The organism is Sphingomonas sp. Leaf67, assembly GCF_001421965.1.
Taxonomy (GTDB): Bacteria; Pseudomonadota; Alphaproteobacteria; order Sphingomonadales; family Sphingomonadaceae; genus Sphingomonas.
This window is the reverse complement of record NZ_LMLP01000001.1, coordinates 196,861-214,801: the sequence shown is the minus strand read 5'-3', so window position 1 is coordinate 214,801 and position 17,941 is coordinate 196,861. Positions and strand designations below refer to the sequence as shown.

25 protein-coding genes and 1 tRNA gene are annotated in these 17,941 nt (G+C 68.1%); 10 read left to right on the top strand and 16 right to left on the bottom strand.

Annotated features, from left to right (window positions below; all coding sequences use genetic code 11):
- Positions 1 to 43 precede the first annotated feature (43 nt).
- From ASE90_RS01000 to ASE90_RS00980, 5 genes are all read right to left on the bottom strand, one after another.
- Positions 44 to 1,222, bottom strand: a complete 1,179-nt coding sequence (locus ASE90_RS01000; protein ID WP_055994732.1) for a molybdopterin molybdotransferase MoeA — start codon at positions 1,220 to 1,222, stop codon at positions 44 to 46.
- A gap of 410 nt (positions 1,223 to 1,632) precedes the next feature.
- A complete protein-coding gene (gene moaC / locus ASE90_RS00995; RefSeq protein ID WP_055994729.1) occupies positions 1,633 to 2,100 on the bottom strand; it encodes a cyclic pyranopterin monophosphate synthase MoaC in 468 nt (155 codons plus the stop codon).
- A complete protein-coding gene (gene trpC / locus ASE90_RS00990; protein WP_055994726.1) occupies positions 2,097 to 2,873 on the bottom strand; it encodes an indole-3-glycerol phosphate synthase TrpC in 777 nt (258 codons plus the stop codon). The genes moaC and trpC overlap by 4 nt, the downstream gene beginning before the upstream one ends.
- A complete protein-coding gene (gene trpD / locus ASE90_RS00985) occupies positions 2,870 to 3,862 on the bottom strand; it encodes an anthranilate phosphoribosyltransferase (RefSeq protein WP_055994723.1) in 993 nt (330 codons plus the stop codon). The genes trpC and trpD overlap by 4 nt, the downstream gene beginning before the upstream one ends.
- Positions 3,859 to 4,443 carry an anthranilate synthase component II gene (locus ASE90_RS00980; RefSeq protein ID WP_055994720.1) on the bottom strand — a complete coding sequence of 195 codons (585 nt, stop codon included), beginning with the start codon at positions 4,441 to 4,443 and terminating at the stop codon, positions 3,859 to 3,861. Before ASE90_RS00980 ends, trpD begins: the two co-directional genes overlap by 4 nt.
- Positions 4,444 to 4,552: 109 nt before the next feature.
- Here ASE90_RS00980 and ASE90_RS00975 point away from each other — a divergent pair, with 109 nt between their 5' ends.
- Complete coding sequence (locus ASE90_RS00975; RefSeq protein WP_056400943.1) at positions 4,553 to 4,957, top strand: hypothetical protein; 405 nt, start codon at positions 4,553 to 4,555, stop codon at positions 4,955 to 4,957.
- Positions 4,958 to 4,961: 4 nt separating this feature from the next.
- Here ASE90_RS00975 and ASE90_RS00970 read toward each other — a convergent pair whose 3' ends face one another.
- From ASE90_RS00970 to ASE90_RS00960, 4 genes are all read right to left on the bottom strand, one after another.
- Positions 4,962 to 6,077 (bottom strand): GGDEF domain-containing protein, encoded by a 1,116-nt coding sequence (locus tag ASE90_RS00970; protein WP_055994714.1) that lies wholly within the window; start codon positions 6,075 to 6,077, stop codon positions 4,962 to 4,964.
- 107 nt (positions 6,078 to 6,184) lie between these two features.
- Positions 6,185 to 6,334: a DUF2256 domain-containing protein gene (locus tag ASE90_RS18880; protein ID WP_082439004.1), complete on the bottom strand. Its 150-nt coding sequence runs from the start codon at positions 6,332 to 6,334 to the stop codon at positions 6,185 to 6,187.
- Entirely contained in the window at positions 6,334 to 7,434 is a 1,101-nt protein-coding gene (gene aroB, locus ASE90_RS00965) for a 3-dehydroquinate synthase (RefSeq protein ID WP_055994711.1), read from the bottom strand. The genes ASE90_RS18880 and aroB overlap by 1 nt, the downstream gene beginning before the upstream one ends.
- Positions 7,431 to 7,982: a shikimate kinase gene (locus ASE90_RS00960; RefSeq protein ID WP_055994707.1), complete on the bottom strand. Its 552-nt coding sequence runs from the start codon at positions 7,980 to 7,982 to the stop codon at positions 7,431 to 7,433. The genes aroB and ASE90_RS00960 overlap by 4 nt, the downstream gene beginning before the upstream one ends.
- 90 nt (positions 7,983 to 8,072) lie before the next feature.
- On the opposite strand from ASE90_RS00960, the gene ASE90_RS20245 reads away from it, so the two are divergent.
- The 4 genes from ASE90_RS20245 to ASE90_RS00945 are packed head-to-tail and all read left to right on the top strand — an operon-like array spanning position 8,073 to position 11,851.
- Positions 8,073 to 8,210: a hypothetical protein gene (locus tag ASE90_RS20245; protein WP_200910761.1), complete on the top strand. Its 138-nt coding sequence runs from the start codon at positions 8,073 to 8,075 to the stop codon at positions 8,208 to 8,210.
- Positions 8,191 to 9,987 (top strand): hypothetical protein, encoded by a 1,797-nt coding sequence (locus ASE90_RS00955; protein ID WP_055994704.1) that lies wholly within the window; start codon positions 8,191 to 8,193, stop codon positions 9,985 to 9,987. The genes ASE90_RS20245 and ASE90_RS00955 overlap by 20 nt, the downstream gene beginning before the upstream one ends.
- Before the next feature lie 5 nt (positions 9,988 to 9,992).
- On the top strand, positions 9,993 to 10,892 hold the full coding sequence (locus ASE90_RS00950; protein WP_156361434.1) for a tyrosine-type recombinase/integrase: 900 nt from the start codon (positions 9,993 to 9,995) through the stop codon (positions 10,890 to 10,892).
- Between the two features lie 11 nt (positions 10,893 to 10,903).
- Positions 10,904 to 11,851, top strand: coding sequence for an acetyl-CoA carboxylase carboxyltransferase subunit alpha (locus tag ASE90_RS00945; protein WP_055994702.1), 948 nt, complete (start codon positions 10,904 to 10,906; stop codon positions 11,849 to 11,851).
- A gap of 64 nt (positions 11,852 to 11,915) precedes the next feature.
- Here the strand turns inward: ASE90_RS00945 and ASE90_RS00940 are convergent, their stop codons facing one another.
- Entirely contained in the window at positions 11,916 to 12,095 is a 180-nt protein-coding gene (locus ASE90_RS00940; RefSeq protein ID WP_055997017.1) for a Flp family type IVb pilin, read from the bottom strand.
- Positions 12,096 to 12,225: 130 nt separating this feature from the next.
- On the bottom strand, positions 12,226 to 12,417 hold the full coding sequence (locus ASE90_RS00935; RefSeq protein ID WP_055994700.1) for a Flp family type IVb pilin: 192 nt from the start codon (positions 12,415 to 12,417) through the stop codon (positions 12,226 to 12,228).
- An 83-nt stretch (positions 12,418 to 12,500) separates the two neighbouring features.
- On the opposite strand from ASE90_RS00935, the gene ASE90_RS00930 reads away from it, so the two are divergent.
- Positions 12,501 to 12,887: a (deoxy)nucleoside triphosphate pyrophosphohydrolase gene (locus ASE90_RS00930; RefSeq protein ID WP_055994697.1), complete on the top strand. Its 387-nt coding sequence runs from the start codon at positions 12,501 to 12,503 to the stop codon at positions 12,885 to 12,887.
- A gap of 1 nt (position 12,888) precedes the next feature.
- On the opposite strand, the gene ASE90_RS00925 is transcribed toward ASE90_RS00930, so the two are convergent.
- Positions 12,889 to 13,719 (bottom strand): class I SAM-dependent methyltransferase, encoded by an 831-nt coding sequence (locus tag ASE90_RS00925; RefSeq protein WP_055994696.1) that lies wholly within the window; start codon positions 13,717 to 13,719, stop codon positions 12,889 to 12,891.
- A 10-nt stretch (positions 13,720 to 13,729) separates the two neighbouring features.
- Here ASE90_RS00925 and ASE90_RS20425 point away from each other — a divergent pair, with 10 nt between their 5' ends.
- Genes ASE90_RS20425 through ASE90_RS00905 form a run of 4 tightly spaced genes read left to right on the top strand, consistent with a single transcriptional unit; the run spans position 13,730 to position 16,029 of the window.
- A complete protein-coding gene (locus ASE90_RS20425) occupies positions 13,730 to 14,494 on the top strand; it encodes a double zinc ribbon domain-containing protein (protein ID WP_414888723.1) in 765 nt (254 codons plus the stop codon).
- A gap of 31 nt (positions 14,495 to 14,525) precedes the next feature.
- Positions 14,526 to 14,783, top strand: a complete 258-nt coding sequence (grxC, locus tag ASE90_RS00915) for a glutaredoxin 3 (RefSeq protein WP_055994693.1) — start codon at positions 14,526 to 14,528, stop codon at positions 14,781 to 14,783.
- Positions 14,780 to 15,604, top strand: coding sequence for a carbon-nitrogen hydrolase family protein (locus ASE90_RS00910; protein ID WP_055994690.1), 825 nt, complete (start codon positions 14,780 to 14,782; stop codon positions 15,602 to 15,604). The genes grxC and ASE90_RS00910 overlap by 4 nt, the downstream gene beginning before the upstream one ends.
- Positions 15,601 to 16,029: a DUF1178 family protein gene (locus ASE90_RS00905; RefSeq protein ID WP_055994687.1), complete on the top strand. Its 429-nt coding sequence runs from the start codon at positions 15,601 to 15,603 to the stop codon at positions 16,027 to 16,029. Before ASE90_RS00910 ends, ASE90_RS00905 begins: the two co-directional genes overlap by 4 nt.
- Here the strand turns inward: ASE90_RS00905 and ASE90_RS00900 are convergent.
- From ASE90_RS00900 to folE, 4 genes are all read right to left on the bottom strand, one after another.
- Positions 16,026 to 16,475: a hypothetical protein gene (locus ASE90_RS00900; RefSeq protein ID WP_055994684.1), complete on the bottom strand. Its 450-nt coding sequence runs from the start codon at positions 16,473 to 16,475 to the stop codon at positions 16,026 to 16,028. The genes ASE90_RS00905 and ASE90_RS00900 overlap by 4 nt on opposite strands.
- 86 nt (positions 16,476 to 16,561) lie before the next feature.
- Positions 16,562 to 16,638, bottom strand: a tRNA-Arg gene (locus ASE90_RS00895).
- Between the two features lie 47 nt (positions 16,639 to 16,685).
- Complete coding sequence (locus tag ASE90_RS00890) at positions 16,686 to 17,231, bottom strand: hypothetical protein (RefSeq protein WP_055994681.1); 546 nt, start codon at positions 17,229 to 17,231, stop codon at positions 16,686 to 16,688.
- A 34-nt stretch (positions 17,232 to 17,265) separates the two neighbouring features.
- On the bottom strand, positions 17,266 to 17,889 hold the full coding sequence (gene folE, locus ASE90_RS00885; RefSeq protein WP_055997010.1) for a GTP cyclohydrolase I FolE: 624 nt from the start codon (positions 17,887 to 17,889) through the stop codon (positions 17,266 to 17,268).
- Between the last annotated feature and the right edge of the window lie 52 nt (positions 17,890 to 17,941).

Sequence of the window (17,941 nt, the reverse complement as noted above, 5' to 3'; positions counted from 1 at the left end):
GTCGGAACAGACGTGGAACCAATAGGAAACGATTTTCTTGCCGTCAAGCGAGTTGCAGGATTTCCGCCGAGTCGCCCGCATCCGCCGCCGACGCGTGCGGCGCGCGCACGATCAGGCAGTCCGAGCGGGCGAGCGTCCGCAACATCGAACTGTCCTGAATGGCGGCGGTCGATGCCTGCCCGTCGATGAGCGTCGCTCGCAGATAATCCTGCCGCGGTCCGTTGGCGGGCAGCGGATGCGCCAGCGTGGCGCGGGACGTGCGGGGCAGCGGATCGGCGGCACCGGCCAGCCGCGCGACCAGCGGACGGACGAACAACAGCGCGGTGATATAGGATGACACCGGATTACCCGGAAGCCCGAGCACCGCCGCGTCGCCGATCGTTCCCGCCAGCATCGGTTTGCCGGGCCGCAGGGCGATCCGCCAGAAATCGAGCGTCCCGCCCGCCGCCGCCAGTGCGGGCCGGACCAGATCATGGTCGCCCACCGACGCGCCGCCGGTGGTCACGAGCAGGTCGCAGTCTACGCCGGCAAAAGCGTCGACCAGCGCCTCCATCCGGTCGGGCAGGATGCCGAGATCGATGCGGTCGACCGGCAGGTCGCCGAGCAGCCCCGCCAGCATCAAGCCGTTGGTTTCGGGCAGCTGGTCGTCGCCGATCGGCTGTCCGGCGGGGACCAGCTCGTCCCCCGTGGCGGCGATGGCGACGCGGACGCGACGACCGACCGACAGTGTGCCGTGCCCGGCGATCGCGGCCAGCGCGGCGCGGGCAGGGGTAATGCGTTCGCCTGCCGGGATCAGCAGCTCGCCTTCACGAAAATCGAGGCCGGCGCGACGGACATTGCCGCCCCGGACCGGACCTTCGCCCGACAGGTGCAGGCAGTCGCCGTCACGCGTCGCTTCCTCCTGCACCAGCACGCAGTCGGTGCCGGTCGGCATCGCCGCGCCGGTGAAGATGCGGGTCGCCTGACCTTCAGCGACGGTGCCGGCGAAGGAGGCGCCGGCGGCGCTTTCGCCGATGACGTCCCATGGGCCGGGCAGGTCGTCGAAGCGGATCGCATAGCCGTCCATCGCCGATAGCCGGCGCGCCGGCTGGGTCCGTCGCGCGACGATGTCCGTCGCGGCGAACCGACCGATAGTGTCGGCGATGGGGAGAGTTTCGGCGGCGGTGGCGCGACCGAGCGCGAGGACACGGCCTTGGGCTTCGGCGACGGGGAGGAGGCGCATGGGTCGGCCTTCATATCGTTAGGAGGGGAGTTTCGTTGCTCCGGACTTGATCCGGAGTTTCGCTTTTGTCGAGCGGCGAGAAGGTGGCGGGAGCCGGGATCAAGTCGGGGCTTTTGCGAACGTACTTATTCCTGCCCTTCCGTACCCCCGCGCAGGCGGGGGTCCAGCCGGCCTTGATGGCGAGGCTTTCGTCGAGCGTAGCGTACCCCCGCGCAGGCGGGGGTCCAGCGCCAGACAGAACAACGGCTTACGCTTGGAACCCTGGACCCCCGCCTGCGCTGGGGTACGGCAGAGGCGAGGGATCGGTACTTTCGTACAGATCTCCGTCAAGTCCGGGGCGGCGTTTGGTGGCGGAAGGGTGGTACTTCAACACAGGGCGAGAGCAGGCGGAATAACGCGCCTGCTGTCGATCACTCCCGCACCCAGTCTCCGGACTTGCCGCCCTGCTTTTCCAGCACGCAGATGCCCTCGATTACCATCGTCTTGTCGATCGCCTTCGCCATGTCATAGATGGTCAGCAATGCGGTGGAAGCTGCTGTCAATGCTTCCATTTCCACGCCAGTCTTGCCATCGGTCGCAGCAGTTGCGTGGACGCGGACCGCGGTTTCCTCGAATGCGAACTCGATCGACGCTTTGGTCAACGGCAGGGGGTGGCAGAGCGGGATCAGGTCGCTGGTGCGCTTGGCGGCCATGATGCCGGCGACACGGGCTACGGCGAGGACGTCGCCCTTCTTGACCAGCCCGTCGCGGATTGCGGCCAGTGCTTCGGGTGACATGGTGATGCGACCGGTGGCGGTGGCGACGCGCTGCGTCACTGCCTTGCCGCCGACATCGACCATGTGCGCGCTGCCTTCAGCGTCGAGATGGGTGAGGCTCATCCGATCATCGCGCGGGTCGCGGCCTCGACATCGTGATGCCGCATCAGCGCCTCGCCGATCAGGAAGCAGCGGACGCCGTGTTCGGCCATCGCGTCGAGATCGGCGCGCGTGCTGAGCCCGCTCTCGGCAACGAAGGTGCAGCCCGCCGGGGCGTGATCGACCAGTTCATAGGTCCGATCAAAACTTACCGAGAAGTCTTTGAGATTACGGTTATTTACCCCGATCAGACGCGATTGGAGGGCGAGTGCCCGGTCCAGTTCGGCGCGGTCGTGGACCTCGACCAGCACGTCCATGTCGCGTTCGATCGCCGCTGCCTCGATCTCGGTCATCTGCGCATCCGACAGTGCGGCTACGATGATGAGGATCGCATCGGCCCCGAGCGAGCGCGCCTCGGCGACCTGCCACGGATCGACGTTGAAGTCCTTGCGCAGGACCGGGAGGTCGCAGGCGGCGCGGGCAGCGACCAGATAGTCGTCGGCACCCTGAAAATACTCGATATCGGTCAGCACCGACAGGCAGGCCGCACCACCGGCCTGATAGGCGCGGGCATGGGCCGGTGGATCGAAATCGGGGCGGATCAATCCCTTGGACGGGCTGGCCTTCTTGATCTCGGCTATCAGGGCGTGGCCCGGTTTTGCGTCGAGCGCGGCGCGAAAGCCGCGTGGCGGGGTGCGTTCGCTGGCGCGGGCGTCGAGATCGGCGATGCTGGCGCGGGCGCTGCGGGCGGCGACCTCGCTCTGCTTGGTGGCGAGGATGGTGTCGAGCATCGTCATGCGTAGGCGATCCATTGGTCGAGCAGGCGGTCGGCCGCGCCGCTATCGATGGTGTCGGCGGCGCGTGCGGCTCCGTCGCGAAGGTCGGTGGCGGCGTCGGCAACAAGCAGCGCGGCGGCGGCGTTGAGCAGGACCGCGTCGCGATACGCGCTCTTCTCGCCCTTCAGCAGTGCGCGCAGCGCCGCGGCGTTATGCGCCGCGTCGCCACCGCGGATCGCGCTGATCGGATGGCGGGGCAGGCCGGCGTCTTCGGGGACGATGCGGTCGGCCATGGCCATGCCAACGGGAACGACGATGGTCGGACCGGCACCGGAAATTTCGTCCAGCCCTTCCTCCCCCGACACGATCAGCGCGGTTTCGGCGCCGAGCAGCTCCATCGCTTCGGCGTAGACGACCGCATAGTCGGGGCGGGCGATGCCGATCAGCTGGCGGGTGGTGCGGGCCGGATTGGCGAGCGGCCCCATCAGGTTGAAGATGGTGCGACGGCCGATGCGCTGGCGGATCGGGGTGATGCGCCGCATCGCCGGATGGTGGTTCGCGGCGAAGAGGAAGGCGATGCCGATATCGCGCAGGCTGGATTCGGCCATCGCACCGGCCAGCGTCATGTCGAGCCCGAGCGCTTCGAGCGTGTCGGCGGCCCCGGCCTTGCTGGACGCGGCGCGGTTGCCATGCTTGGCGACGGGTACGCCGGACGCCGCGACGACGAGGCTGACGGCGGTCGAGACGTTGAGCGTGTGGTGGCCGTCGCCGCCGGTGCCGCAGACGTCGATCGCGTTGGCGACGGGGGCGATCGGAATCATCCGTTCGCGCAGCGCGCGGGCGGCTTCGGCGATCTCGATGCTGGTTTCGCCTCGGATGGCGAGGTCGGTCAGGAAGGTGGCGATGGCATCGTCGCCTACCGTGCCGTCGAGGATCGCGGCGAACGCTTGCGCCGCGCTTTGATGGCTGAGCGGCGTCGACGGATCGGGGAGCAGGGTGGTGACGGTCATGCGGGCATCGTCGCGGCCAAGCCGGCATGTTTCAGGAAGTTGGCGAGCATGGCGTGGCCATGTTCGGTGGCGATGCTTTCGGGGTGGAACTGTACGCCGTGGATCGGCAACTCGCGGTGGCGCAGCCCCATGACGCTGGCATCGGACGCGGTCGCGTTGACGGCGAGGCACTCGGGAATCTCGGTGACGATCAGCGAGTGATAGCGGGTGGCGGTGAAGGGCGAGGGCAATCCTTCGAACACGCCGGTGCCGTCATGTTCGACCGGACAGGTCTTGCCGTGCATCAACCCGCCGCGCACGACCTTTCCCCCGAAGTGCTGGCCGATCGCCTGATGACCGAGGCAGACGCCAAGCAGGGGCCGGCGCGCTTCGGCGCACGCCGCGACGAGGTCGAGCGAAATGCCCGCTTCGGTCGGGGTGCAGGGGCCGGGCGAGATCAGGAAACCGTGCGCGTTGCTGGCGAGCGCGTCGGCGGCGGTCATCGCGTCGTTGCGCTCGACGCGAACCTCGACACCCAGTTCCATCAGGTAATGGACGAGGTTCCAGGTAAAGCTGTCGTAATTGTCGATGACGAGGATCATGGCACCGCCATAGCGTGTAGCGGCGTGCGTGCAACGTCCCGAACGTGCGGTGCGTTCAGCCTGCGCTCATCCGGGACGGCGGTTATGACCGGGAGCGAGGAGAGTGACGATGACGCGTTGGGTTTTGGCGGGACTGGCATTGGCGATCGCGGGTCCGGCGATCGCGCAGGACGCGCCGGCCGATCCGCCGCAACGGGTGCGCAACGCAACCGTCTATGGTGACGAGCAATGCCCGAAGCCCGATGGCGACGACGAGATCGTGGTGTGCGCCCGGCTGAACGAAAACGAGCGCTATCGCATTCCGAAGCGCTTCCGCGATCCGCCGTCGCAGCGGTCGGCGGATGCAAGCTGGGCGCAGCGGGCCGATTTCGCGATGGAAGCGGCACGGGCGACGCGGCCCAACAGCTGCTCGGTGATCGGCACCGGCGGCCAGACCGGCTGTACCCAGGCGATGCTGCGCCAATGGTTCGCCGAGCGGCGCCAGCAGCAGTCGGCGGGCAGCGGCGTCCCCTGACCGTTCAGGCGACGTGGGTGAGCGCCGCCTGCGGATCGTACCGCCGGACCCCGCTGCCGCGTTTGGCGGAATACAGCGCATCGTCGGCGCGGTTGCGCAGGACGGAGAGCGAGGTCGCGTCGTCGGGGAAGCAGGCATAGCCGATGCTGACCCCGACCGTGATCGTTTCGCCGGAGTCGATGGGGTAGCTGCTGCCCGAAATCGTACGCGCAAGTTGTTCGGCGAGAGACTGTGCCTGTCCGGGTGACAGGCCGGGGAGGGCGAGCAGGAATTCGTCCCCGCCCAGCCGCACGATCAGTGCCTGTTCCCCAGCCACCGCGTGCAGCCGTTCGGCGACCCCGACCAGCACCGCATCGCCGGCGGCATGGCCGAACCGGTCGTTGATCGGCTTGAACCGGTCGAGATCGAGGCACAGCAGCGCCAGCGGATGTTCGGGTGAGGCGGTAAGCCGGGCCAGTTGGGCGTCGAGATCGTAGCGATTTGCGAGGCCGGTCAGCGGATCGTGTCCCGCCAGCAAGCGGTTGCGTTCGGCGGCGTTGAGCGATGCGGCAAGGATCGTGGTGAAATTGCGTAGCAGGACGCGAACGCTGGCCAGCAAGGGCACGGACAACGGGATCAGAATCCACAGGATCGGATGCCCGGTCAGCGCCAGTCCGATCTTGAACGGAACATCGCACAACAACACCAGCGTTACCGCGAGTCTGGGCGCGGGGTGGTTACGCGCGCAAATCGGTGCGACGAGGCCAAGGATGAAGGCGGTTTCGATGACGATCGTCGCCAGATCGCCGCTCAGCCCGATGGCGAAGGCGATAATACCCTGCAACGCGCACCAGGCGATCGTCAGCAGGACCGATCGATCGATCGTCGGGAGCGTCCCGGCCCGGAAATGACGCTGGCAGCGCCGGACCGCACGCAGGCGGAGCAGCAGCAGCGCGATGTCGATCGCGGCGAAGATCCAGAATTGCGTCAGCCCGGTGCGAATGGCTGCGGCGACGGTAATCAGGAGGCTGCTGAGTACGCCGATGACGACGACGCCCGGGGCGGCCAGCAGCGCGCCGTACAGGAGCGGACGGGCATCGCGGGGAATGTCGGTTGTCGGGTCGACCAGCCAGGCAAGCACCCCGCAGTTACCGCTGAGCCGCGCCCTTCGTTGATGATCCATGACGGCCAACCCACGCTCCAATTACCAGGAACGTCGCCGGATATCGTATGGCGCCTTCGATCGCGTTAACGCGGTGTTCCCGTACGGCGGCAACGGTCCGAACAATAAACGACATTGTCCCAGTCGCGTGCCCATTTCTTGCGCCACGCGAAGGGGCGTTCGCACACCGGGCAGATCTTGGTCGGCAGATCCCGCTTGGCGACGCCCTGCGGCATCAGCGGGGCTGACGGTTCAGGAATGCGGCGACCTGATCCAGATCGACCGAGCGATCGAGATAGGTCTGGCCGATGCCGCGAACGAGCAGGAAGGGCAGCGTGCCGCCTTCGCGCTTCTTGTCGTGGAGCATGTGCGCGACCAGCGCTTCGCCCGATGCGGTGATGCGGGCGGCGGCAAGTCCGTCGGGCAGACAGGCGGCGCGCAGATGCACGGCGACGCGATCGGCATCCTGCCGGCTGCACAATCCCTGTTCGGCGGAATAGGCGAAGGCCAGCGCCATGCCGGCGGCAACGCCCTCACCATGCAGCAGCGACCCGTCGAAGCCGGCCTCCGCCTCCAGCGCATGGCCGAAGGTGTGGCCGAGATTGAGCAGCGCGCGGGTGCCGGTCGTCTCGCGTTCGTCGGCACCGACGATCCGCGCCTTGGCTGATACCGAGCGGGCGATGGCATAAGCGCGGGCGGCGGGGTCGCCGGCCAGCAAGGCCGCGCCATTCGCCTCGCACCATCCGAAGAAATCCGGGTCGTCGATCAGCCCGTATTTGACGACCTCGGCATAGCCCGCGCGCACTTCGCGCGGCGGCAGCGTGTCGAGGGTGGTCGGGTCGATCAGGACGAGGGCCGGCTGATGAAAGGCACCGACCAGATTCTTGCCGGCGCGGGTGTTGATCCCGGTCTTGCCCCCGACCGACGAATCGACCTGCGCCAGCAAGGTCGTCGGCACCTGTACGAAGCCGCAGCCGCGCTTCAGGATCGCCGCCGCGAAACCGACCAGATCGCCGATCACGCCGCCGCCCAGCGCGACGATATGGTCGCCTCGCTCGATCCCCAGCGCAAGGAGCGAATCGAGCAGGCGTTCGAGCGTCGCCCAGCTCTTCGAGCCTTCGCCCGCCGCGATCTCGATCGCTTCGCTGTCCACGCCTGCCGCCGACAGCGAGTCGCGCAGCGTTGCCAGATGCATCGGCACATTGGCGTCGGCGACGATCACCATCCGCCGTCCGCGCGCGATGGGGCCGAGATAGTCGCCGGCACGGGCGAGCACGCCGTCCTCGATCACGATGTCGTAGCTGCGGTCGCCAAGCGCGACGGGGATGACGGTCATTGGCCGATGGCTTTCAGGATCGCGGAGACGGTGGCGTCGTGCGGTGCGTGCTGGCTGACGATATGGATCGGTGCAAGCGCGTAGACCGGATTGCGAACGCGGGCGAGTTCGGTCAGCACTTTTCGCGGGTCCTTTCCGCGCAGCAGCGGGCGCGTGTCGCGGCGACGGACCCGTTCGGCCAATATGTCGGGCGAGGCGTCGAGCCAGATCGCCAGCGACTGGTCGAGGATCAGCGTCCGGGTCTCCTCCTGCATGAACGCACCGCCGCCGGTCGCGATGATCTTGGGCGTACCATCGATCAGGCGGGCGATGACGCGGCGTTCGCCGTCGCGGAAATGCGCTTCACCGAACCGTTCGAAGATTTCGGAGACGGTCATGCCGGCGGCATGTTCGATCTCGTGATCGGCATCGACGAAATCGAGCTTCATCCGCTGGGCCAGACGCCGGCCCACGGTGGATTTACCGACGCCCATCAACCCGATGAGGACGATCGGACGCCCGGTCCAGGGCGGCGGCGGTTGGGGGATGGATTCTTGAATTTGCAGCATTGAACGATGGGCTATACAGCCGCCCAACCGATCGGGCAAAAGGCGCTTCGCCATCTTTGTCCGACCCAAATTACCGGGACGATTTGATCCATGTCGCGTTCGCTTGTCATTCTTCTCGTCGTCGTGGTCGCGCTGATCGCGGGCATGTTCCTGCTGGCGGGGCGGTCGACCGAGCAGCAGTCGACCCAGATCGAAAAGGCGGTCTCGCTTGAAAATCTCGCCAACTGACCGGTTGCGGATCGGCGTCGCGGCCGCGGCGCTGATCGCCATCGCGGTACCGGCGATCGGGCAAGACGTACCCGAATCGCTGTTGCCGCCGGGGTTCGGCGATGCGCCGGCTGCGACGCCGACGCCCAGACCCAGTGGATCGGCGGTGCCGGGCGGGCCGATCCTCGCGCCGCCCGCGCCGATCGTCCAGCCGTTGCCGGGCGTCCCCGGCGCGCTGCCGACCCCGACGCCCACGCCATCGGCATCGACGGTGCCGATCGATGCCGCGGCGTTGCGGCAATATGAATTGCCCGACTTCGCCCGCCGGTCGCTGAACAATATCGGCATTGCCGGACAGGGCAGCGACTTCGCGCGCGATGCGTTCGGCGCGGCCGACGGTCCGTGGCTGGAACGGATCATGCGCGCGCTCGACGCGCCGGTCGCGTCGCGCTGGGTCTCGATCGCGTTGCGCCGCGCACTGGTCGCCGATCTCGATACGCCGACCGGCGTCGACGGCGCGGACTTCGCCGCCGAGCGGGCGTGGCTCCTGGTTCGCATGGGCGAAGCACCGGCGGCGCGCGCGCTGGTCCAGTCGGTCGATCTCGATAACTACACCCCCAAATTATACCAGATCGCGATGCAGTCGCTGCTGGCGACCGGCGATCCGGGGGGGCTGTGCCCACTGGTCCAGCCGGCGATGCGGGTTTCGAACGAGCGCGGCTGGCGACTGGCGAACGCCGTCTGCCTCGGTCTGTCGGGGCAGCCGCGCGAAGCCGGGCGGATCGTCGATCAGGCGCGGCGACAGGCGCCGGGCGGCGGCGCGATCGACGTCGCGCTGGCGGAAAAGCTGGTCGGAAAGGGCGCGCAGGGTCGCCGGGCGGCGACGATCGAATGGGACGGCGTCGACCGGTTGACGGCATGGCGATACGGCATGGCCGCCGCCAGCGCGACGCCGGTGCCGCCCGCGATGTTCGACGGGGTCGGGCCACAGGTCCGCTACTGGCATGCGACCGCGCCGCAATTCGCGCCCAATGTCCGGCTGACCGATGGCGAGTTCGCGGCGGCGCAGGGCGTCTTGTCCAGCGAGGCGCTGGTCGACCTGTATGCGCAATTGCTGGCCGACGAGGATGCCAGCAGTTCGCAAAGCGCGCTCGCCACCGATTTGCGGACCGCCTTTACCGGTAGCGACGACGCGCGGCTGGCGGTGTTGCGGCAGTTCTGGGAACCGGCGGCGACCTCGCCGCTGGGCCATGCGCGCCGGGTGCTGACCGCGCGGGCGGCGGCGATGATCGCGCCGGTGGCCGACCATGTCGCCGATGCCGATTCACTGATCGCATCAATGCTGACCGCCGGGCTCGACCTGCCGGCGCTACGCTGGCGTTCGGTGGTGCCGGTCGGCAGCGACGGCTGGGCGATGCTGGCGCTGGCCGATCCGATGGGACGGTCGGTCGCGGTGGGGGCCGTATCCGACTATGCCGGGCAGAACGGGCGCAAGGGACAGCTGCTGTTCGCGGGGCTGGCCGGTCTCGGGCGGTTGCCGCAGGATCAGGTGCAGGGGCTGGCCCGCGACCTGAACGTCGCGATCGGTGCGCGCAACGCCTGGACCGACGCGATCGACCGGTCGGGCGTGCGGGGCGAGGCTGGCACGGTATTGCTGCTCGCCGCTACGGGTATGCAGACGCGCGACTGGCGCGGCGTGTCGCCGGTGGCGCTGTTCCACATCGTCGCGGCGCTGCGCGCGGCGGGGCGTGAGGGCGAGGCGCGGATGATCGCCGCCGAGGCGATCGCACGGTCGTGAGCGGCATCGGCGGCGATCGGGTGCTGATCGACCGCTTCCTCGAAATGATGGCGGCGGAGGCGGGGGCGGCACGCAATACCGTCGCCGCCTATCGCACCGATTTGTCGCTGGCATCGGCGACGCTGGGCGGGACACTGGCCGAGGCGGATGCCGCCGCCATCGGGCGGCTGGCCGATGGCTGGGCGACGCTGGCCAAATCGACCGTCGCGCGCAAGGCGTCGGCGCTGCGGCGGTTCTATGCGTTCCTTGCCGAGGAAGGGTTGCGCGCCGACGATCCGGGAAGCGCACTGCCCCGGCCGGGCACGTCGCGGCCGCTGCCCAGGACGCTGTCGGGCGGCGACATCGAGGCGATGTTCGCGGCGATCGACGTGCGGATCGCGCGGGTGCCGCCCGATCGCAACGACCTGCGGCTGTCGGCGCTGTTCGAGCTGCTCTATGGATCGGGGCTGCGGGCGACCGAACTGGTGTCGTTGCCGCGCGGGGCGATCGTGTCGGACCGGCCCTATCTGATCCTGAAGGGGAAGGGCGGGCGGGAGCGGATGGTGCCGCTGTCGGATCGCGCGCGCGCCGCCGTGGTCCGCTGGCGCGCGCATGTGCCGGCGGCCAGTCCGTGGCTGTTCCCGTCGGGCAAGTCGCACCTCAGCCGGATGCGGCTGTATCAGGTCGTGCGGGCGCTAGCGGGAGAGGCGGGGATACCGCCCGACCGGATCAGCCCGCACGTGTTGCGCCACGCCTTTGCCACGCACCTGCTGGAGGGCGGCGCCGATCTGCGCGCGTTGCAGGCGATGCTGGGCCATGCCGATATCGCGACCACCGAAATCTATACCCATGTCGATGCGTCGCGGCTGGTCCGACTGGTGAGCGAACTCCACCCGCTGATTGACGCCGGGCGGACACGGCCATAGGGCGCGGACCCATGGCAAGCTTCCTTGATTTCGAAAAACCCATCGCCGAATTGCAGGCGCGGATCGACGAACTGCGCGATACCGCCGCGGACGGCGAACTCGACATCGCCACCGAAATCGGGCGGTTGCAGACCAAGTCCGACCGGCTGCTGCGCGAAACCTATACCAGATTGACCCCGTGGCAGAAGACGCAGGTCGCGCGGCATCCCGAGCGGCCGCACTTCAAACATTATGTCGCGGGACTGATCGAGGATTTCATGCCGCTGGGCGGCGACCGCGCCTTTGCCGACGACTCGGCAATCCTCGGCGGGATGGGCCGTTTGCGGGGCCGCAAGGTCGTGGTCATCGGGCATGAGAAGGGCGACGACACCGCCAGCCGGCTGCGCCACAATTTCGGCATGGGCAAGCCCGAGGGCTATCGCAAGGCGATCCGGCTGATGCAGCTGGCCGACCGGTTCGGCCTGCCGGTGGTGACGCTGGTCGACACGTCGGGGGCATTTCCCGGCATCCAGGCCGAGGAGCGCGGACAGGCGGAGGCGATCGCGCGGTCGACCGAGGCGGCGCTGAACCTCGGCGTGCCGATGGTGTCGGCGATTCTCGGTGAAGGCGGGTCGGGTGGCGCGATCGCGCTGGCGGCGGGCAATGTCGTGCTGATGATGGAGCACGCGGTCTATTCGGTGATCTCGCCTGAGGGCTGCGCGTCGATCCTGTGGCGCACCGCCGACAAGGCACCCGAAGCGGCCGAGGCGATGCGCGTGACCGCGCAGGACCTGAAGTCGCTGGGCGTCATCGACCGGATCGTGTCCGAACCGCTGGGTGCGGCACATCGCGACAAGGGTGCGGCGATCACGGCGCTGGGCGATGCGATCGATCAGGCGCTGGGCGAACTGGCGGGTATGGAAGCCGCGTCGTTGCGGCAGACACGGCGTCAGAAGTTCCTGAAGATGGGCAGGCTGTAATCCGAAACAAAAGGGCGGCGGAACCGAAGTCCCGCCGCCCCCTTGCATCCGGCGATGGCGGATATCAGCCGCCGGCCTTCGTCGCACCCATCTGGCCCGAAACGTTGTTGAAGGTCTTGCTGAGCTGATTGCCCAGACCCTGCATGGCGGTGATGGCGGCAACGGCGATCAGCGCGGCGATCAGGCCGTATTCGATCGCGGTGGCGCCCTTGCTGTTCTTCAGGAAGGTGCGGATCTTCTGCATCTGGGTCTCCATGGTTCTGCGTACTTCAATTTCCCGGCCGTTCGGACGATGCCCGGTCAGCATGCGGACAGTAGGAAGAACTCGGTTGATAAAGTTTTAAGCAGAACGGTTACCGGCGATATTTTGATGGTTAACCGATCCGGCTGTGTGCAATGACGTTGGTCGCGACGCTATTCCAGATGCCGCCGTTCACATCGCCCAGCCCGGCGACGGCGGCAGAGATCGCGACGGCAATCATGGCGAGGAGGATGCCATATTCTATGGCGGTGGCCCCGCGCCGATCCCGCCAAAGACCGCGCAACAGGCGCAGCGTGCATCGCATGGATCACCTACTCCGCTATGACCGGACCGATCCCTACGGCGCAGGAGGTTAAGAAATTGTCGACTCGGAACTCCAATTTCCTGATGGTGAGCGCCGCCGCGATGATCGACGGCGATGGCCGCGTGCTGGTCCAGCAACGTCCGCCGGGAACGGCGATGTCCGGTCTGTGGGAATTTCCCGGCGGCAAGATCGAACCCGGCGAGACGCCGGAGGCGGCGCTGGTCCGCGAACTGGACGAGGAACTGGGGATCGTCGTCGATCACAGCTGCCTCGCGCCTGCCGCCTTTGCCAGCGAACCGCTGGGCGATCGGCATCTGCTGCTGCTGCTGTACGCCCTGCGCAAATGGCAGGGGATGCCGGTCGCGCGCCATGCGACCGCGCTGCGATGGCTGCGGCCGGTGCAGCTGCATGCGTTGGCCATGCCACCCGCCGACCGGCCGCTGATCGGCCTGCTCGAAGCGCTTGTCTAACCTATCTGGGCCGCAGCGTGTCCGCGAGCGAGGCGGTGGCGCTGCCGCGACGGGCCGGTTGCGGCTGGCTGGGGGCGGGGGCCCAGCCGGTCAGGTAGATCACCTCGAACTGCTCGGCGGTCCGGCCATCGGCATCGGCGCGATCGGCAAAGGCGCTGGCCGCTGCCATCAGCCCGGCCCGGCCGAGCGGGGCAGGTTCGAGCAGGCCGGTCGTACCCATGCCGCGCAGATCGTCGACCAGCTTGCCCATGCCGGCATAACGCACCGTCAGCGTTTCCGAATCGGCGACCGGCAAGGCAAAGCCGGCGCGGACCAGCAGGTCGCCCGCCGACCGCAGGTCGATTTGTGGATGGACCCGCGCAGCCGGCCGATCGGCCTCGGCCGTCAACAGCGACTGGCGCAGCGTCGATAGCGTCCGCCCGCCGGTAAAGGCGGCGAGGAACAGGCCGTCGGGGCGCAGCGTCCGCCGGATCAGCGTCAGCGCGCCGGGCAGGTCGTTGACGCTGTCCAGCACCCCGACCGACACCACCAGATCGAAGGCTCCATCGGCGAACGGCAACCGATCCTCGTCGCCCTGCACGCCGCCTGCCGCCCGCGCGAAGGCGAAGCCCGGATCGAGTCGTGCGATGCGGGTACCCGCCGGGGGCGTGAAGGCGGCATCGTGGCAACCGAGGTCGAGCACGTCGGTGAACTGACGGGTCACCGCCTGCAACCGTTCCTCGATCCCCTCCAGCATGTAACGATGCAGGAAATCGGCGCGCGCGAAGCCGGGCTGGGCGCGGTCGCGGTGCAGGCGGCGGCGATGGCGGGCGAAGAGGTCGGGGGCGGTCACGCGGCTGCTTGTGCCGGGCGGCGTGGGCGGCGACAAGGGGGCGATGCTGCTCGCCCGCGCCCCCGTCGCCGCACTGACCCGGCTGGTCGCGCTGGCGCTGCCGCCGCGCTGTCCGGGCTGTGGCGAGGTGGTCGAGGCGGACCATCGGTTCTGCGCGCTATGCTGGTCGGCATTGCGCTTTCTCGGCGATCCGGCCTGCGTCACCTGCGGCGCGCCGTTCGCGATCGATCGGGGACCGGGTCTGCGATGCGCGCCGTGCCTCATCCGGCCACCGGCGCATGACGGGCTGCGGGCTGCCGTCGCCTATGGCCCGGTGGCGCGCGATGTCGCGCTGAAGCTGAAATATGGTGGACGGCTGGCGCTGGCGACGACGATGGCGCGGTTGATGCACCGCCATCTGGCGAGCGATGCGACGCTGCTCGTGCCGGTGCCGTTGCACCGGCGGCGGTTATGGACGCGCGGCTATAATCAGGCGCTGTTGATCGCAGCCGGATTGTCGCGGCTGTCAGGTGTGCCGGTTGCGCGCGACGTGCTGCGGCGAACCCGCGCCACCCCGCCGCTCAAGGGCATGAACAGCCGCAAGCGTGCACAGGCGGTGCGCGGCGCATTCGTCATGGTCGATCCGGCGCGGGTCACCGGTCAGTCGGTGGTCCTGATCGACGACGTCCACACCAGCGGCGCGACGGTCGCGGCCTGTGCAAGGGTGCTGCGCGCGGCGGGTGCGGAGCGCGTCATGATCCTGTGCTGGGCACGGGTCGTCGGTCCGGACGATTGACAAGCCCGGTCGCCGGCCACACCTCAGCAGCATGACCAGTATCCTCATCTACACGAAGGCGTTCTGCCCCTATTGCACGCGCGCCAAGCGGCTGCTCGATGAAAAGGGCGCAGCCTATGAAGAGATCGATATTACCATGGGCGGGCCGCAGCGGCAGGAGATGCTGGCGCGATCGAACGGCCGGACGACGGTGCCGCAGATCTTCGTCGGCGATACCCATGTTGGCGGGTCGGACGATCTGGCGGCGCTGGAACGCGCAGGCAAGCTGGATGCGCTGCTGAACGCATGAAGCTTGCGCTGCTTCAGATGACGGCGGGGACCGACCCGCACGCCAATGCAGCGGTGCTGGTGGATGCGATCGAACGGGCGGCGGCGGGCGGCGCAGCGATGCTGTTCACCCCCGAAATGTCGGGGTTGATCGACCGCGACCGCGACCGTGCCGCCGCGTCGATCGCGACCGAGGACACCGATCCGGTATTGCGGGTGGTCTGCGCGGCAGCGGCACAGTCCGGCATCTGGGTTCATCTCGGGTCGCTGGCGATCCGGCTGGCCGACGGGCGACTCGCCAATCGCGGCTATATGATCGATCCGGCCGGCGCGATCCGGGCGCGGTACGACAAGCTGCATTTGTTCGACGTGACGCTGCCAACGGGTGAAAGCTGGCGCGAATCGGCAAGCTATGCGCCGGGCGAAAGCGCCAGCGTCGTCGCCACGCCGGTCGGGCAGGTCGGACTGGCGATCTGTTACGATCTGCGCTTTGCCGACCTGTTCCGGGCATTGGCCGATGCCGGTGCGACGCTGCTGTCGGTGCCGGCGGCATTCACCGTCCCGACCGGGCAGGCGCATTGGCATGTGCTGCTGCGCGCGCGGGCGATTGAGGCGGGGGCGTTCGTCGTCGCCGCGGCACAGACCGGGCAGCATGCGGACGGCCGCACGACCTTCGGTCATTCGCTGGTCATCGATCCGTGGGGCAAGGTGATGCTCGACATGGGTGAGGCGGCCGGGGTCGGGTTCGTCGATATCGATCCGGCGCAGGTCGATGCGGTGCGCGCGCGGATACCGGTGCTGGCGCATCGCCGGACGATCCCGCCGGTCGGGATCGTCGCGTGATCGTGTTCGACCTGCGTTGTAGCAACGCGCATGTGTTCGAGGCGTGGTTCGCATCGAGCGGTGCCTATGTCGATCAACGCGCGCAGGGGCTGATCCGCTGTCCGTTTTGCGACGACGTCACGATCGAGAAGGCGGTGATGGCCCCCAATATCAGCCCGAAAGGCGGCCGCTCCGCCGGACGGCCGCCCGAGGCAATGAAGGCGGCGTTGCAGGCTTTGGCGCAGGCGCAACAGGCGGCGCTGTCGAACAGCGAGTGGGTCGGTACCGCCTTTGCCGATCGCGCGCGGGCGATGCATGTCGGCGATGCCGAACCGGCCACGATCCATGGGCAGGCGACCCGGGCCGAGGCGAAGGCACTGGTCGAGGAAGGCGTGCCGGTCGCGCCGTTACTGTTGCCGGTCGTGCCGCCGGAACGCGCGAATTAACCCAAGTACGCGCGAACGGATGTCGGTCGGGGTCGGTCGGCTTCGACGTACCAGATGAACCAGAGGCAGTCGCCGAGGTTGCTGGCACTGGCCTCATAGGCCTGAAACGCAGCGGGGAATGCGTCGCGCCCTTCTGAAAGGAAGTCGTACCGATTGCCGATGTCCGCAAACTGCTGTCGGGCGACGGTGGCGGCGCGCGCGACGCGTTCGGTCCAGCGCAGGCCCCTTGGTTCCTGCGCCACGGCGTCGACCTCGACCCAATAGCATTCGCACGTGGCTCCCGGCATGCGGAACTGCAATTGGCCACCGATATTGAGCAGGCCTGCCTGTTCGGCGGCATCGACCACCTGCGGTATCGCGTCCGGTCGCCAGCCCCATTCGCTGTCGTTGCGACTGGCGATCGATCGTATCGTTTTCGGCAGGAGCATCTCGGGACGGTCGTGCATGGCAGGTTCCAGTCGGCGGCAGGATCAGGGCGATATCGCGACGGTTACACCCGGTTCGCCGACCGCAGCGGATCGTGGACGATGACTGGTGGCCTCGGAGGGACTCGAACCCCCGACGCCCGCTTTAGGAAAGCGGCGCTCTGTCCAGCTGAGCTACGAGGCCATTGACGCGCTGTAGAATGCCATCGCCGATGACGCAACGCCCGGCGATCAGCTGCCGCATTCCCAGCGACCGTCGCGATAGATGCGCTCGCCGCTGTCGGCGGTGCGCATCGTCAGCGTCGCGGGCCATGCGCGGGACGATCCCCCCGATGGCATGGCATCGCCCGGTTGACGGGCAAGGGTGAACGACACGCCGTCGCCGGCAAGGATCGCGCCGACTTCTATCGCCTCCCGGCCCGGCGTGGCGGCGGTGATGCGGTGGAAGCGCTTGTTATATTTGACCAGCCCGTCGCCTTCGTCCCGGACCATCAACAACGTCGGCGCGCCGGCACCGGCGTGGAAGGCGCAACCCGAACCGAGCAGATCCTTATCCTTCAGATCGTCATGGACCAGCGGCTGCAATTCGGACGCCGGATGGAGCGCCGGTGAGGTCGGGACACCGCGGGTCGACGCGACGGCACTGCCCGCCACCGAATCGACGCCGCCAAGCGACCCGACCGGCATCGCCGCCTGGGTCGCATTCGTGGAAGCGGGCGGTTCGGAAGAACAGGCGGCCAGCGCCAGCGGGATCAGCAGGGCGATGCGACGGTTCATCCTGCGCAAACGTCGGCCGGTCGCTCCCGTTCCGTCAGCCGCGTCCCATCAGCGCCAGCACCTCCTTGCGGCTGCGTTCGTCGTCGCGGAACACCCCCATCATGCGGCTGGTGGTCATGGTGACGCCGGGGGTGCGCACGCCGCGCGCGGTCATGCAGCCGTGCGTCGCCTCGATCACCACTGCGACGCCGCGCGGTTTAAGGCCGTTCCAGATGCAGTCGGCCACCTCGGCGGTCAGGCGTTCCTGCACCTGCAACCGCCGGGCATAGCCGTGCAGCACACGCGCCAGCTTCGAGATACCGACGACGTGATCGCGGGGCAGATAGGCGATGTGCGCCTGGCCGACGATCGGTGCCATATGGTGCTCGCAATGCGACTGGAACGGAATGTCGCGCAGCAGGACGATCTCGTCATAGCCGCCGACTTCCTCGAACACGCGTTCGAGATGCCGGGCGGGATCGTCGGCATAGCCCTGCGTATATTCGCGCCATGCGCGTGCAACCCGCAGCGGGGTTTCGATCAGCCCTTCGCGCGCCGGGTCCTCGCCGGTCCAGCGGATCAGGGTGCGGATCGCCTCCACGACGTCCTCGGGTACGGGAATTTTCGGCGGCGATGCCATCAGGTCGCCGGTCGCGGCATCGTCATTCGCGTCACACATCGTTGTCGTCCATTCCCGATATTCGAACTTGTTCGCATCCGCCGCGAGAAAT